This window comes from Chryseobacterium luquanense, assembly GCF_026460945.1.
In the GTDB taxonomy this organism is placed as follows: Bacteria; Bacteroidota; Bacteroidia; order Flavobacteriales; family Weeksellaceae; genus Chryseobacterium; species Chryseobacterium luquanense.
Genome location: NZ_JAOVZV010000003.1, coordinates 1 through 14,676 on the forward strand (window position 1 = coordinate 1; position 14,676 = coordinate 14,676).

20 protein-coding genes are annotated in these 14,676 nt (G+C 32.6%); 13 read left to right on the forward strand and 7 right to left on the reverse strand.

The window, feature by feature from the left end; all coding sequences use genetic code 11:
- Window positions 1-252 precede the first annotated feature (252 nt).
- Window positions 253-657 carry a type VI secretion system tube protein TssD gene (gene tssD / locus OEA66_RS04230; RefSeq protein ID WP_267265263.1) on the reverse strand — a complete coding sequence of 135 codons (405 nt, stop codon included), beginning with the start codon at window positions 655-657 and terminating at the stop codon, window positions 253-255.
- Between the two features lie 261 nt (window positions 658-918).
- On the opposite strand from tssD, the gene OEA66_RS04235 reads away from it, so the two are divergent.
- The 3 genes from OEA66_RS04235 to OEA66_RS04245 all read left to right on the forward strand — a co-directional run bounded on the left by OEA66_RS04235 (window position 919) and on the right by OEA66_RS04245 (window position 2,823).
- Window positions 919-1,104, forward strand: a complete 186-nt coding sequence (locus OEA66_RS04235) for a cytochrome C551 (protein WP_267280209.1) — start codon at window positions 919-921, stop codon at window positions 1,102-1,104.
- 86 nt (window positions 1,105-1,190) lie between these two features.
- The gene (locus OEA66_RS04240) at window positions 1,191-1,454 is read left to right on the forward strand and encodes a hypothetical protein (RefSeq protein ID WP_267280210.1); all 264 of its coding nucleotides are present in this window, start codon (window positions 1,191-1,193) and stop codon (window positions 1,452-1,454) included.
- A gap of 205 nt (window positions 1,455-1,659) precedes the next feature.
- The gene (locus OEA66_RS04245) at window positions 1,660-2,823 is read left to right on the forward strand and encodes a thioredoxin family protein (RefSeq protein ID WP_267280211.1); all 1,164 of its coding nucleotides are present in this window, start codon (window positions 1,660-1,662) and stop codon (window positions 2,821-2,823) included.
- Window positions 2,824-3,020: 197 nt separating this feature from the next.
- On the opposite strand, the gene OEA66_RS04250 is transcribed toward OEA66_RS04245, so the two are convergent.
- Window positions 3,021-4,043 carry a 3-oxoacyl-ACP synthase III family protein gene (locus OEA66_RS04250; protein WP_267280212.1) on the reverse strand — a complete coding sequence of 341 codons (1,023 nt, stop codon included), beginning with the start codon at window positions 4,041-4,043 and terminating at the stop codon, window positions 3,021-3,023.
- Between the two features lie 76 nt (window positions 4,044-4,119).
- On the opposite strand from OEA66_RS04250, the gene OEA66_RS04255 reads away from it, so the two are divergent.
- The 5 genes from OEA66_RS04255 to OEA66_RS04275 all read left to right on the forward strand — a co-directional run bounded on the left by OEA66_RS04255 (window position 4,120) and on the right by OEA66_RS04275 (window position 7,844).
- A complete protein-coding gene (locus OEA66_RS04255; RefSeq protein ID WP_267280213.1) occupies window positions 4,120-5,019 on the forward strand; it encodes a magnesium transporter CorA family protein in 900 nt (299 codons plus the stop codon).
- A 151-nt stretch (window positions 5,020-5,170) separates the two neighbouring features.
- The gene (locus tag OEA66_RS04260; protein ID WP_267280214.1) at window positions 5,171-6,757 is read left to right on the forward strand and encodes a patatin-like phospholipase family protein; all 1,587 of its coding nucleotides are present in this window, start codon (window positions 5,171-5,173) and stop codon (window positions 6,755-6,757) included.
- 30 nt (window positions 6,758-6,787) lie between these two features.
- Complete coding sequence (locus OEA66_RS04265; RefSeq protein WP_267280215.1) at window positions 6,788-7,147, forward strand: hypothetical protein; 360 nt, start codon at window positions 6,788-6,790, stop codon at window positions 7,145-7,147.
- 28 nt (window positions 7,148-7,175) lie between these two features.
- Entirely contained in the window at window positions 7,176-7,445 is a 270-nt protein-coding gene (locus tag OEA66_RS04270) for a hypothetical protein (protein WP_267280216.1), read from the forward strand.
- A 3-nt stretch (window positions 7,446-7,448) separates the two neighbouring features.
- Window positions 7,449-7,844, forward strand: coding sequence for a hypothetical protein (locus OEA66_RS04275; RefSeq protein ID WP_267280217.1), 396 nt, complete (start codon window positions 7,449-7,451; stop codon window positions 7,842-7,844).
- A gap of 489 nt (window positions 7,845-8,333) precedes the next feature.
- On the opposite strand, the gene OEA66_RS04280 is transcribed toward OEA66_RS04275, so the two are convergent.
- Entirely contained in the window at window positions 8,334-8,828 is a 495-nt protein-coding gene (locus tag OEA66_RS04280) for a hypothetical protein (RefSeq protein WP_311136912.1), read from the reverse strand.
- Between the two features lie 181 nt (window positions 8,829-9,009).
- Between OEA66_RS04280 and OEA66_RS04285 the strand changes: the two genes are divergently transcribed.
- The 4 genes from OEA66_RS04285 to OEA66_RS04300 all read left to right on the forward strand — a co-directional run bounded on the left by OEA66_RS04285 (window position 9,010) and on the right by OEA66_RS04300 (window position 11,728).
- Complete coding sequence (locus OEA66_RS04285) at window positions 9,010-9,387, forward strand: glyoxalase (protein WP_267280218.1); 378 nt, start codon at window positions 9,010-9,012, stop codon at window positions 9,385-9,387.
- 3 nt (window positions 9,388-9,390) lie between these two features.
- A complete protein-coding gene (locus tag OEA66_RS04290; protein WP_267280219.1) occupies window positions 9,391-9,885 on the forward strand; it encodes a DUF2199 domain-containing protein in 495 nt (164 codons plus the stop codon).
- 364 nt (window positions 9,886-10,249) lie between these two features.
- The gene (locus tag OEA66_RS04295) at window positions 10,250-11,182 is read left to right on the forward strand and encodes a hypothetical protein (RefSeq protein ID WP_267280220.1); all 933 of its coding nucleotides are present in this window, start codon (window positions 10,250-10,252) and stop codon (window positions 11,180-11,182) included.
- A gap of 36 nt (window positions 11,183-11,218) precedes the next feature.
- On the forward strand, window positions 11,219-11,728 hold the full coding sequence (locus OEA66_RS04300) for a hypothetical protein (protein WP_267280221.1): 510 nt from the start codon (window positions 11,219-11,221) through the stop codon (window positions 11,726-11,728).
- 82 nt (window positions 11,729-11,810) lie between these two features.
- Here the strand turns inward: OEA66_RS04300 and OEA66_RS04305 are convergent, their stop codons facing one another.
- The 4 genes from OEA66_RS04305 to OEA66_RS04320 form a co-directional block, all read right to left on the reverse strand.
- A complete protein-coding gene (locus OEA66_RS04305) occupies window positions 11,811-12,359 on the reverse strand; it encodes a DNA-3-methyladenine glycosylase I (protein ID WP_267280222.1) in 549 nt (182 codons plus the stop codon).
- On the reverse strand, window positions 12,356-12,676 hold the full coding sequence (locus OEA66_RS04310) for a nucleoside triphosphate pyrophosphohydrolase family protein (protein WP_267280223.1): 321 nt from the start codon (window positions 12,674-12,676) through the stop codon (window positions 12,356-12,358). The genes OEA66_RS04305 and OEA66_RS04310 overlap by 4 nt, the downstream gene beginning before the upstream one ends.
- A 79-nt stretch (window positions 12,677-12,755) precedes the next feature.
- Window positions 12,756-13,655, reverse strand: coding sequence for an EamA family transporter (locus OEA66_RS04315; RefSeq protein WP_267280224.1), 900 nt, complete (start codon window positions 13,653-13,655; stop codon window positions 12,756-12,758).
- 59 nt (window positions 13,656-13,714) lie between these two features.
- Entirely contained in the window at window positions 13,715-14,077 is a 363-nt protein-coding gene (locus OEA66_RS04320) for a winged helix-turn-helix transcriptional regulator (RefSeq protein ID WP_267280225.1), read from the reverse strand.
- A gap of 135 nt (window positions 14,078-14,212) precedes the next feature.
- On the opposite strand from OEA66_RS04320, the gene OEA66_RS04325 reads away from it, so the two are divergent.
- A complete protein-coding gene (locus OEA66_RS04325; protein WP_267280226.1) occupies window positions 14,213-14,653 on the forward strand; it encodes a DUF1304 family protein in 441 nt (146 codons plus the stop codon).
- Window positions 14,654-14,676: the final 23 nt, after the last annotated feature.

A 14,676-nucleotide genomic window follows, 5' to 3' on the forward strand; every position in this document is an offset into this window, starting at 1 on the left:
ATGATGATTCTCTGAGATTCCTGCCGCATTTTGGGATGGACGGAAAACGGAACCTCCATTTTTAGTTGAGGTATTCATATTTTTGTGATTGTGTGGTGGCTTAAAGTTATTAAATTTTATTCAGATGAGAACTTTTTCTCTATAAAAATATAATATGCTTTAAATATTATTTTAATGTACGTTCAAGGCAAAAAGACCGTCTTATAAAGACAGTCTCGTGAATCCTAATAAACCCTTCTGAACCGAAAGATTTTAGCTATATGGCCAAAGTCCTTCGTATGCTGCATTTCCGTAATTGATTTTTTCTGCACTTATGACAAAGCTTATTAACATTGAATTTTCATCAACTGCGTCAAAGTCTACTTCATGCTGAATGACATACCCGTTTTCCCAATTCAAGGTAATAAGAGTTCCTTCTTCATGGGATTTATTGAAAGTAATTTCACCTGAAGTCGGTTTGTATTTTCCGTTTAACAAAGTTTCAAGGATGTCAGATTTTTCTGTTGCCTCGATTGTTAATTTAATCAACGCATTAGAAGGATCTGATGCTACTCTACCCGAAACATCGGTTGACCTTGAAACACTGTAATTCAGCTTTAACAATTTCTGTCCTTCGCTGCCATTAAATTTTAAGATTCCTCTTGAATTTGCTGCCATGATCTGTAAATTTTATTCGTTGGTATTTTGTGATTTTTGTACTTCAAAGATAAAACCAAGAAATCTACTTTTTTCAAATCAAAACAACTATTTCAAAATTTGTAGTAATTCTACGATTTCATGTCGTAGTTCTACGACTTTTAGTAATATAAAACGTTTTTTAACAAACTTTACTTAAATTTAATATAAAGTTCACACTTTTTGGAATGATAATTGGCTATGAATTTAAACACCATAAAAATAAATATTATGAAAAAATTAATGTTATCAGCCTTTTTGATAGGCTTAGTCACGGCAAGTTGTGGATCAAAAGAACCGCAAATGTCATCTGAGAAAGATTCTATGAACGTAGCAGTTGATACTACTTCAATGACAAATTCAACACCAGTGCAAAATCCGGATACAATGAAAATGCCTGTTGATACAGTCAATGCTCCTGTAAGATAAAAACAGGAAATTTAACTCAAAATTAAATCTGCTGAAAATTTCGGCAGATTTTTTATATTTGATTAACCAATAAATATATTTTAACTATGAAAAAATTAGGAATAGGAGCTGTTTTGGCTTTAATGACTCTAGGAAGCTGTGCCGACAAAAAAGAAAACAGAGAAGAATTTAAAGCCGAACACAACAAAGATTCTTTAAGAAATCATCTCGGAGATTCTGCAGCAGCAAATTCTGAACCTACTACAGCGGAAAAAGATACTCCGAAAGCACTGAAAGACACCGCTGCATCACCAACAGATTATGGCAGTAAAGAAAACAAACCCAATACGAAAGTTGGAGGTTCCAGATAATAAAACAATCCGTAGAAATTAGCTACGGATTTTATTTTTGAAAAATTTTCAAAACATCATTCTTATTTTCATTAAAAAGAGAAAAATTATTTAACATAATTATTACATTTGTATCCAATAAAAAATCATAAAATCGCCCTGATCTTGCAAACATAATCTACTGTGCGATTTAATATAAAAAATAAAAACAATACGTATTTATTATATGAAAAAAACAGCAATATTATCATTCCTTTTCTTTGCAGCACTTGCATTTGCACAAGGAATCAAATTTGAAGAAGGCAGCAACTTCAAAACTATTTTAGCGAAAGCAAAAAAAGAAAACAAACTTGTTTTTATTGACGCTTATGCAGTGTGGTGCGGACCGTGTAAACTAATGGTAAAAAATATTTTCCCGCTAAAACCTGTTGGAGATTATTACAATAAGAATTTTGTGAATGCAAAAATCGACATGGAAAAAGGCGAAGGAATTGAATTGGCAAAAAAATTCAATGTAAAAGTTTTCCCAACTTATCTTTTCATCAACGGAGATGGAGAGGAAGTTCACAGAACTATTGGTTATGTGGAGGAAAAAGATTTCATCCAGTTTGCGATGGATGCAGGAGATCCGAACAAAAGACTGGCTGCTTTAAAACAAAAATTCGAGAAAGGAGAAAAAGATCCCGCATTTTTATTAAATCTTGCAAATCTTACAATGTATAATGATGCAGTTTTCTCCAACAAAGTTATCGAGCAGTATTTTGCTGCAAAACCTGAATTTAACCAAGAAAATTTGGGTCTTCTTTTTCAGGCAATGAAAAATACAGAAGATGCTCCTTACAGAATTTTCACTGAGAGAAAAGCTGATATCATGAAAATCATTCCTGAAAAGCAGTATGCCTCAATCGATAAAAATGTAAAAGTAAATGCTGTAATGGCGAAAGCTTATGACGCTACAACTAAAAAACTGGACGAAGCTTACTTCCTTACAGAAACGCAGAAATTCATGACTAAAGAAGATTCTGAGAAACTTTTGAAAAGAGTAAAATCAAGCAGAGCTTTAAAAGACAAAGATTTTGCAACGTATGAGAAAATAAATTTAGAGTTGTATAAAGATTATTCAGCTGCATCTTCTGAAGAATTAAACTCTTTAGCTTGGAATTTCTTTGAAAACGTTACCACTAAAGCTTCTTTGGAAACGGCTGTAAAATGGGCACAAGAATCTGTAAAGAAAAGTGAAAACTTTGCTAATACAGATACTTTAGCTAATCTTTACAACAAAGTTGGGGATAAGAAAAATGCTAAAATCTGGGCAGAAAAATCTCTTGAACTAGGAAAAGCAGCAGGTGAAGATACTGCAGACACAGAAAAATTATTGAAGTCTCTCTAAACTTTAATTTAAAACATAAGAAAGTCCGCTGGAAATTGATTTCAGCGGACTTTTTGTTTATTTACTTAGTTTTGAGTTACGTCAGTTCGAGTAGCGAAGCGTATCGAGAACTCTTAACTGAAAAATTTCTTGATACGTTTTTCTTCAAAAATCTACTCGAGTGACACACTTTGAATTTCATTCTGTAAAAAGAAGTTTTAATACTCAAACAAAATACTTCCCCAGGTAAAACCACTTCCGAAAGCTGAAAGAAGAACCAGGTCTCCTCTTTTAATCTTGCCTAATTCAATGGCTTCATTTAAAGCAATCGGAATAGAAGCTGCTGTTGTATTTCCGTATTTATGAATATTATTATGAATTTTTTCGTCCGGTAACCCAAATTTCTGCTGAACAAACTGAGCAATTCTCAAATTTGCCTGATGCGGAATAAACATATCCAAATCATCAATCGTCTTTCCTGCTTTGTCTAAAGCTTCCTGCATCGTTTCAGGAAATCTTGTCACCGCATGTTTGAAAACAAAATTTCCGTTCATGATTGGATAAACTTCTTTACTGGTCACATTTTCAGGTTCTTTTCTCATTCTGTCGCTCCATCCGTATTTTGAACCCGGAAACTGTGTACATAATTCATCGGCATATTTTCCTTCAGAATGCATATTCATTGCTAAAATATCACCTGCATTTTCATCCTCTGTTGCAGAAAGGACAATTGCTCCTGCTCCGTCACCAAAAATTACAGAAACACCTCTTCCTTCATCAGAAAAATCAAGACCGAAAGAATGCACTTCAGCACCTACAACCAAAATATTTTTATACGTTCCGGATTTTATAAAAGCATTGGCAACGCTCATTGCATACACAAAACCTGAACACTGATTTCTCACATCCAAAGCTCCGATAGTATCACAACCCAACATATCCTGAAGCAAAACTCCACATCCCGGAAAATAATAATCCGGTGAAAGCGTTGCAAAAACAATATAATCGATATCTTTTGCTGTTAAACCAGCGTGTTGAATTGCTTTTTCTGAAGCTTTAAAACCAAGATATGCTGTCGTTTCCTGAGCATCATTCCTGTTGATTCTGTGTCTTCTTTCTTTAATTCCCGTTCTTTCTGTAATCCATTCATCATTGGTGGTCATTAATTTTGCCAAATCATCATTGGTGACCACATGATCCGGAACATGAAATCCGATTCCTTTGATTGTACTTTTAATCATATAGTTTTTTCTAATTTTGGTAAAGATAAAATTTATTTAATACATCCAATTTCAAATTTAACAGTAAATTTACTTTATGCCTATTGATACAATTTACAGAGATTCGGGATGCGAATGGATAGACGTGGAAGCGCCTACCGAAGAAGATATGAAATACCTTCACGAACGCTACGAAATCAACAACCTTCTTTTGGAAGATACACTAGATCCCAATCACTTACCCAAATATGAAGCCGACGGAAACGTGAAATTTTTCCTCTTGCGTGAAAGTACAGAGCTGGAAAGAAAAAACCTCAACACGATAAGTGATATCAGTACTAAAATAGGAATTTTTCTTTTGAATAATACGATTATCACCGTTCACAGAATGAAGGCTAAAAGTATTTCTGAAACAAAAAATGAACTTTCGCTACGTGAAGAAGTTTGCTCCCCGGAAAAAATAGCTTTAAAAATAGCTTTAGTTATCATGAAAAGCTTTGATGATGAATCTCTGAGTTTATTTGAAACGATGGATAATATCGAAAACGAAATTTTCCTTAAAAACACCAATCATACAAATCAAATTCGGAGGCTGTATAAACTGAAAAGAAAATCAGGCTTGAATTCAAGGGTTTTAACAATCTCTACCGATGCTGTTGATAAATTTAAATTGCTCAATCTCCCGGATTCGGAGTTTGTAGATTTAAAAGATAAACATAAAGATGTGGTTGCCGATTTCGACCACCTCAATATCCAGATTACCAACTTAATTTCAATGTTTTTGGCATTATCTGATCAGAAGGCCAATCAGGTGATGAAGGTTTTGGCAATATATTCAGTTTACTTTTTACCTATTACATTTATTGCTGGTTTATACGGAATGAATTTCGACAATATGCCCGAACTGCATACAAAACAAGGATACTTTTATACATTAGGCGTAATGGGAGTGATTGTCATCTGTACTTTTATTTATGCCCGGAGAAAGCAATGGTAAGTCTGAGCAGATAGATAGTTTTGTCATACGCAGAAATCTCAGCAGAGTATAAAATTACTGTTTAGATTCCGACAGAATGACAAAGTGAGCATAGAATTTAGAGAATATTTCAAAAACTCTAAACGCTAAATAAAAACACCAAACCAAAATTATGAAACCCGAAACCCTCCAAAAAATTCTTGGTGAAGACTTACTTTCTCAGGAATCCAAAGAAAAGCTGAAAGCACTGCATGAAAATATTTCAAAAAGAGAATTTTCTGATCTTCTGGATACTAAAGGAAACCAATATGTAGAATTTGTGCAGGAAGGAGGAGGAGTTTGGGGAAGTGCATTGGTCGGTTATCTTTACGGACTGGAAATTTTCGGTATCCGTTTTCTGAAAGTTGCAGGAACCAGCGCAGGAGCGATAAACACCATGCTGATTGCTGCCTGCAAAACCAAAGAAGAAGCTAAAAGCGAGGTCATTAAAGAAATATTGTTCAACTGGAATTTTGCTGATTTTATGGATGGTAAAAACTATGTAAAAACGACCATTCATGCGATGCTCAACAATAAGAATTTCTTTAAAATCAATTTGATTATTTTAATTATTCTGGTGGTTGGTTTGGTCAGTTTACCGTTTGTTCTTTCGTCTGAAACCATTCGGGAAGCCAAGCTTTACTTTCTGATTCCTTTGGTTCCTTTGATTATTTTAATCTTAATTCTTAAAAAGCTTTACCTGAATTTCACCAAAAGCAACAGCGGACTGAATCCTGGAAATGCATTTGAAGACACAATGAAAAAAGTGCTCGATGATTTTGGAATCAAAACCGTGGCTGAACTCAACAAAAAATTCATTCAGAAAGAAGAGAAACTGAATCTCAATTACCGTTACGGAAACGGCATGGAATTTTACACCAACGCTCTGAACGGAATTGAAGAAATCAAAATGAATAATCTGGAACATATTGATGAAACGCGATACCGAATTTATTTTGAAAGCATGGAAAACAACGATTATTACAAAAACAATCCGTTTTATCAGCTCAAATCTGAATATATCGTTGTGACCACCGACATTAACGCTAAGATAAAAGTTGAACTTCCCACTATGGCAAATCTCTATTGGTCTGAAGAAGAGCTAAAACACATCAGTCCGGCAGAATTTGTAAGGGCTTCAATGTCAGTTCCGTTCTTTTTTGAACCGATGCAAAAGCTTATCAATAAAGACGACGATTCTGTAAAATACGCATGGAAATTCTGGATGAACACCACGAAAGAAAACATTTATCCTGTCGGAATCTTTATCGATGGCGGAAGTATTTCCAATTTCCCGATTGATGTTTTTCACATGAACGATATTTTTTATTCGAGACTTCCACTATTCGGTGTACAGCTTACAAGCGATTCTGCCATACAGAATGAAAAAGGAAAAACCAGCCAACAAATCATGAAGACTCCCCTCTCCTACGCCGGACATATTATTGATACTTTACGTGGCTTCAACGACAAATCTTTCCTTACCAAAAACTCATTCTACAATCTTTACAGCATTAAAACCGTCAACTGTGGAACCAGCAACTGGCTTAATTTCTTTATGAAAAGAGAAGAAAAAGAACAGCTCTTCAACGCCGGATTTGTTGCCGCCCTCGATTTCCTCAATCAATTCAACTGGGAAGAATACAAATGCGAAAGAATGATGGTCGCCATGAAAGAGAAAAAGATTTTGAAGGAGGAGGATACACCGACGGTAGGGTAAACAATTTTCTGTATTTTTACAATAAAAAACATGCAAAATTTGGAACAACATTTAGACTATCAAAAAATACTTGAAAGTTTTAAACTTTATTTTGAAAAAAATTTTGAAAACTATATAAATCTTGAGACAGATGAGATTCAAAAACTAAAAAATAGCATATTATTATCTTTCGGGGATTACACCTCAAAATTAATTTCGGAATGTAAAAAAATAATATTTAATTTTTTAAATCAAAATAACATTATTGATAATGAAATAATAACTGCTACAGGTTTAATTGCTCCTTTAAGTACTTTATTAGAAGCATCTGTAATTCAAGAAAAACAAAAAATACAACAGAAACTAATAGACGAAATTAAAAACTATAATAACAAAAACAATTTATCATAAACTTCAAAATTATAAAGGATATTTTACAATGAAAAGAACATATATAGTGATATATCAATTAGATTCCGATGGAGATGAAAATGCACTAATTGAATATATTAAATCTTATAAAACCTGGGCTAGAATAACAGATAATTCCTTTGCTGTTACCACTATCGATATTAAAGCTATCCAACTTAGAGATGATTTGTTACAATTCAAAGGAAATAATGGAAGAATCTTCGTTGTAAAATCGGGAGTAGAAGCTGCATGGAGTAATACTAGAGGTAAAAGCGAATGGTTTAAAAAAAATATGTAATTGATGGCTGAACAACAAGATTCTATAGGAGTAAGAAGAGCTAGGCTAGACTCTTTGAAAATTTATGAAATATCTGAGAAAGAACTCGATTTACTTGAAAAAGGCTCAGGGGATTCAATGATTTTGAATTGTAGTATTTCATTATTTTCAATATTTCTTTCTTTTTTTACAGTGCTATTAACCGTTGATTTTTTTTACGATGATAAAGACGATTTAATAGTAAAATTTCTAATATTTTTATGCCTAACAATAATTTGTTTTTTAGGAAGTTTAGTTTGCTTTATAATTTGGTTTAAGAATAGAGGAGATTTTAAAAAGACTGTTACCGAAATTAAGAATAGGATGGACCCAGAAAGACTCCCCTCGACTGATGAGGACGCAATTGAAATAAGAGACTAAACTATTAAAAAACATCACAAATACAATATTTTTTACTTTGAAAATATAATATCAGACCAGTAATCTTCTGTCAATTATAGATGTAATTAATTTTTGTAAATCACTTCATGTTTAAAACCCAAACTATTCGGTTCTACAGAAAAGTGATTCGGTTTCAAACCATAAACTTTCGGTAATAAACCTTAATGATTGGGTTCAACACCGAAACGATTCGGTTCAGCGTAAAATATTTTCGGTTGAAGACTGAATCGATTGGGTGGAAAACCGAAACGATGATCATAACAACCGAAACAAACCATTACAGAACCGAAACAGAGGTCTAATGTATCTCAAGATTGCTATCAATAACCTTATTATTTCCATAGAATACCTAAAAATATACATTGCAGATAATTCTATTCATTAAAAAATCCTCAAACGATAGGTTTGAGGATGATTTGTTTTTATTAAAAACGATTGAGATTGCTTCACCTTCGGTTCGCAATGACTTTACAATTCCGGTGTTTCAGTATCTGGTTTTTTAGCAGAACCGCTTCTACCGAAAAACTGTTTCAGATCTGCATGTTTAGTTTGAAAACCTGATACCGAACCTCCTGCTTTGTAGCTCGTAAAACCATAGTCTTCCAATGCCGCCTGATAATTGTCGTAATCGTGAAGCGTTTTGGCATCAACCATTTTTGTTATCAGACTGTTAAGCCTTGAAATCATTCCTTCAAGATTTCTACGGGAGTTGTAATCATTTTCAAATTCCTGCCAATCCATATCAGGTGCGCTGAGGTTTGGCTGGTTTTTGTTGTAATCGTACACTTTATTTACCAAAAGTTTGTTTTGCTCATTGATACTTCCATAACGTTTGCGGTCTTGTGGAGAAAGATTATAGTTGAAATTTCCAAGAGCTGTTTCAAGAACGGTAATGGCATCAAGAATAGATGTAAGTTTTGCATTATCTAAATGCGCGTTGTTTAAATTTGTAATTCCCATCATTTATGATTTAAAATGTTAGTATAAAATCTCTTTGTGTTTATTTAGGTCTGAACTAAAATAATGATTTTTTTTGATATGAAAATGAAGGTTATTGAATTAGTTAGTTTTTTATGTAATTCGATTCGTGAAAGTAAGTTTTATTTATACATTTGAAATATAATGTAAAATCATGACAACATATATGACAACCAAACTCGATTTAAGAGAATCTTTAAATATTACTATTTCTGAAACTTCAACTTCGGAAGAAAAGTTCCAAAACCAAACTTTGCGTCCTATTTTAAAATTGCAGAATGATCTTTATATTTCATTATTTACAAATTATACAATCCGTCAAAATGCAGATTTCAATACTTTAACTGCAGCGAAAAAAAATATTTTTATTGAACAGAGTCTTCAGAAAGATTTAGTTTTAAAAAATACTTTTATAGGAATGACGATTGGAATGTTTACTCTAGAAGAAATGGAGATTTATAATTCTGACAACAAAATTTTTAATAAAAGAATTATTACAATGCTGATTGAAAGATTGAAAAGCCAAATTGAAAAAAGTAAATAAAAAATGAAATATATCTGCGAATGTTGTGGCGAAGAAAAAGAAGAATGGCCTGCAATAGCTTACAATTCTCCATCTCCTTATATGGATCTTTCTAAGGAAGAAGAAAAAAAATCTGAATTGAGCCCTGATCTTTGCATCATAAGATATGAGGATGAAACCTGCTATTTTATAAGAGGTGTTCTCATTCAAAATGTAATTGACAGTTGTCAAAATCTTGAATATGGAGTCTGGGTTTCTTTAAGTGAAAAAAGCTTCAATGAATATGCTGAAAATTACGATAACAAAGATTTTACAGCAGTATATTTTGGATGGCTATCCAATTATCTACCGGAGTATGACTACGATTCAATTCCGACAAATGTGGAAGTAGACAATTCTTTGGGTCGACCTTTAATTCTCCCCCATAGTTCCCATGATGACCGCTTTGTGAAAGATTGCTATGGTGGAATTTCTAAAGAAGAAGCCGAGAAAAGAATTAATACGGTGTTGAATAGATAACATTATGAAAAACAACAAAATTTCCAAATATTTAATGATTGTGGGAGGCTGCATGTTTTTACTATCCATATTAATGTTTATCGTTGGTGCATCAATGTTTACAGCTCGTGGAGATTTCCCTCGTTTCACCATCAAATTGGCAGAAATTTGTTTTCTTTTTTGGATTCCCACTCTTATTTTAGGAGTAATTCTTTTGATAATTGGGTTAATAATAAGGATCTCAAATAAGTCAAATGTCTGAAAAATAACTTTTAAATCATCATGAGCATCCAATTTCTCATCTTAACAAATAAATAATCTTACAGATTACCTTTGGCAAAGTATATTCAGTATTTTCGTTCGTCGAAAATTAAATCTATTCTGTATGAATCTACTTTACTCAAAGTTTTTCACTGTTTTTTTCATAGTACTATCACTCTTTTCATTAGCTCAAAATAAAAATCAAATTCAAGATTCTGTCGACATTCTTCCGGTATGGAAACTCGACGAAATTAAAAATGTTGTTATTAAAACCACCACGACAGATTTTATAGATAACAAAAAGTCTGAAAAAAAATCTCAATTTGATGCACATTTTAAAATCATAAAAGTAGATGAACAGGGTTATGATGTAGAATGGATGTACACCAAAGCTAACATTCCGGCGAACGGCGATTATTTAGTTGAAAATAATATTCTTTCAAAGATTCTAAATCAAAAGATTCTTATTCGTGTCTCTGATATCGGGAAATTTGTAGAGCTAACTAATAAAGAAGAAGTAGAAAAAAAGCTCTTGCCCATCGTGGAAGAATTCATTGCTAAAGAAAAAGATCCTCAAATGAAAGCTCAATATCAAGTAATGAAAGTAATGCTTACAGCAAAAGACGGACTAAAAATCGCAATTTTGAAACAAATTAGTTTTTATTATTTCTCGTTCGGCTATCATGCGAAACTTAATCAGAAACAATATAATGATGTAAAAATGCCCAATCCTTTTGGTGGAGACCTTTTTTCGGCCAAAGAAGTGGTAGAAATGACTCAACTGAGTGCAGATCACAGTTCTCTCACTATGGAAACTCAAAAACAAGCTTCAGGAGAACATGTAAAAAAAGCTTTTATTGATTTTATTCATAAAACAAAACCAGATAAAGCAAAACAAATTACCGATAGTTTAAAGAAATACTTCTTTGAAATTTCTGAAAAAAGCAAACATATCATCGACCTAAACAATAATATTGTTACAAAAGGTATATTTGAAAGAATTATAAATATTGGCGTGCACAACAGAAAAACAGTTTGGGAAATCGAAACTGTTTAATTACCTTTACGTTACAAACCACAAAAAACAAAAACTATGAAAAATTCAGTTCTATTTATTTTTCTTTTATCATTTTTAAGTTTTGGCAATTTTGCATTTGCTCAAAAAATTGCTGACGGCGAAAGTATTGATGTGAACGGAATGAAAGTAACTTTTAATATTACCAATAAAGAAAGTATTGAAGTTGGCGGAAAAACCTTTGATCGCTACAAAGTTTCTGCAGCAGTACAAAATACTTCCGACAAATCTTACAATATCCGTTTAAATTCATCTCCGCAAATCGTTACCAATATCGGAATCGTGGAACTGGACTGCATCAATGCAACCGGAGCAAAACTTACCTCAAAAAAGATTCAGCTTAAAATGAGAACGCAGATAATTAATGCTACTTATTCTGCTTATGATAAATCGGGGAAGTTTACCACAAATATTTTACCGGTAATTGGAAGTTATTATTTTGATTCCGGAGATATCATTAATGACAATGCTATTTTTATTGTTCCACAAGGACAAAAACCTGATGTTACGGTAAGAAGTCTTAGATAAAAGAATATCCTCTGAAAATTCAGAGGATATTTTATTTTATTGACACGGTTAAAATCCAACTAAGTAAACCTTAAATTTAACCTTACTTACTCCACATCGGATTGTGCTTTGAAATCTCTTGATTTATAGAACAGTCTTCGGAATGAGCTCCTTTAAGAAAACCAATACTCATCAGAAATTCGTTAACGATTTCTCCGCCTGTAAATTTGAAAGTTTTTTTGAAAAGTTTCATCCATTCTTCTAGAGTTTTTGGATGATGATGTTCGAGCCATTTTTCAAATGAACCAAATTCTTGTTGTAATTCTATAACGGTTTTTGCGTTTTCTATGGCTGCATTCACTTTCAGTTTATTCCTGATAATTCCAGGATCAGCTAATAATCTCTCACGGTCTTCTTCGGTGTAGGCAGCAACTTTTTTAATATTGAAATTGTCATAGGCATTTCTGAAACCCTCTTCTTTTTTAAGAATCGTTTCCCAGCTCAATCCTGCCTGATTTATTTCCATAACGAGTCTTCCAAACAATTCGTTATCATCATGAATTGGAAATCCGTAATGGTTGTCGTGGTATTTTTTGTGCAGTTCTTTTCTGCTTTCGGGCTGCATCCTTTCGATGGCGGAACAGTAACTCATTGTAATAAATTTTCAGTTTTTGTTAAAAAATTTTCCAGTGCCTCTTTAATATCAATTCCGGTACGGTCTGCTAAAACAATAAGCCACCAAATGTTTTCGCCTAATTTATGTTCCAACTCTTCTGAAGCATTCTTATTTGACCATGTTTTTTCATGGGACATTACATTTCGACCTATCAATCCGGCATCCGTAAGATATGCTAAAGCATCTTGTTCAGCTGTCCACTCTTTTCCATTCTGCTGAATTTCCAGATTGTGATATTTTTCTCTGATATTGAGAGAACGTTTTATGATTTCATCAAAATTATTTTGATCCATTATCTTTATTTTATCCGATAAAGATAATAGAAACTGCTGACAACTGCTTGTCAGGAGATTGATATTTAAATGATAATTCTTATGCTAATTCTTCAGTTTTCAATCTGAAAATCTCTTTCGAATTAAAAACGATTACTGCCAAAAATATAATTGAGTAAGAAACAATCTGTAAACCTCCAAGTTCTTCGTTGTAAACTGCTCCTGCCAAAATAAATGCAATAATAGGATTGATATTGAGGATCATACCGACTTTTGAGGAAGCAATTCCCGACATTGCGTAAAGATTTAAAAGCAACGGAACAATGGTATACATTACCGCAATGATTTCGATATAAAAATAGAATTTAAAATCTGTAGGAACTTCTCCTGAATATTTCGGAAAAAATGGTAACAAAATCAATGCTGCGAGAATCATATGGAAATTCAGAACCAAAAACTTATCAAATTTTGAATTGGCACTTTGAATAATCAGATAACAAGCATAAGTAGAACCTATCAAACTGCTGTAAACCATATCCAAAAGATTGGAATAAGATAACAAAATACATCCTATTCCACTCAAAAACACAGATAGCCATTGCAATTTGGAAAGCTTTTCACGCAGAATAAAAAATGCAAGAATTGTTGTGATAATCGGACAAACGAGATACGCCACCGAAGTAGCTCTTACACTGATATGATTCATCACATAGATAAATGAAAACCAATTTCCGGTAAGTAAAATACTGCTCAGAATATTTAAACCAACAATCTTTTTCCTGCTATTTTGGGAAAGAGTTTTAAAATATTTTAAATTATCTTCTACCTTCAATCTTCTGAAAAGCACCGTCACGACGGTCATAATAATAGCACAACTAAAAACTCTGTAAAATAAAATATCAAGTGAAGCATACAAATGCAATGGTTTTAAAACTAAACTAAAAGTTCCCCACAGCGAAAATGCAATAATAGCGGCGAGATAATATTTCAGATTTTTCAATTGGAGATGGTATTTTATTGCTTTAAAGTGGCGCAAAGATAAAAAATAATAGAGTACTCCTAATGAATCTCCCCTTCGTACTTTATAATGTCATGAAAAGTTTTCTTGTAACCTTCTCCCCAGCTTTTCATCGAATACAAAACTTCAAGAACATCTTTTCCACCTTCAGTTAATGAATATTCAACTTTTGGTGGCAAAACATTAAAAATTTTCTTTGAAACTATACCATGAAATTCCAACTCTGCCAACTGCTGGTTTAAAACTCTTGCAGAAGCCTGAGGAATAGATTTGTGTAATTCTGAAGGACGTTTCATTCCTTTATTGATGTTAGCTAACAAATTTGCTTTCCACTTTCCACCGATTACTTCAATGGCTATATTAAGACCGCAGCTTAAATCTTTGGGAATCTTTTTCTCATACATTTTCAATCATTTAGAGTACAAATATAGCAGTAAATACATTTATATATACTGAGAAAATTATCAGTACAGGACAATTTTAACCCTAATTGCAATTTATCGTGCATTGTTTAATCTTTACATCCTAAATTTATAATGATGATTTCAACTTTAAACACCCTCACGAAAGCACTTGTAATTTTTGTGATTTTCGATTTTTTTATGTTTTTTGTATTAGAAGTAATCTTCTGGATGCAACCTTTTGTTTATACGATTTTACTTGAAATGTTTAATAATCCTCCTAAAACATTAGACTTTTCTACACACGCTTTGGTTCTTAAAAAACTCTTTATCAACCAGGGTTTTTACAATCTTTTCTTTGCTGTAGGTGGGCTTGCTGGTTTGTATTATTTAAATAAAAACAAAGCAGTTGGTTATGCATTAATCACATTGGTTTGTTTTTCGGCAGTCGGGGCAGGAATTATTCTTGCAATTACATCAAAGGCTTATATTTTGGCATTTCTTCAGACGGTTCCGGCCGCGTTTGCTCTTTTTAAAGTTTATCCTTTATTTAAAAATGAATTGAATAAGTCAAATTAAATTTAACAAAAAATCTCTGATGA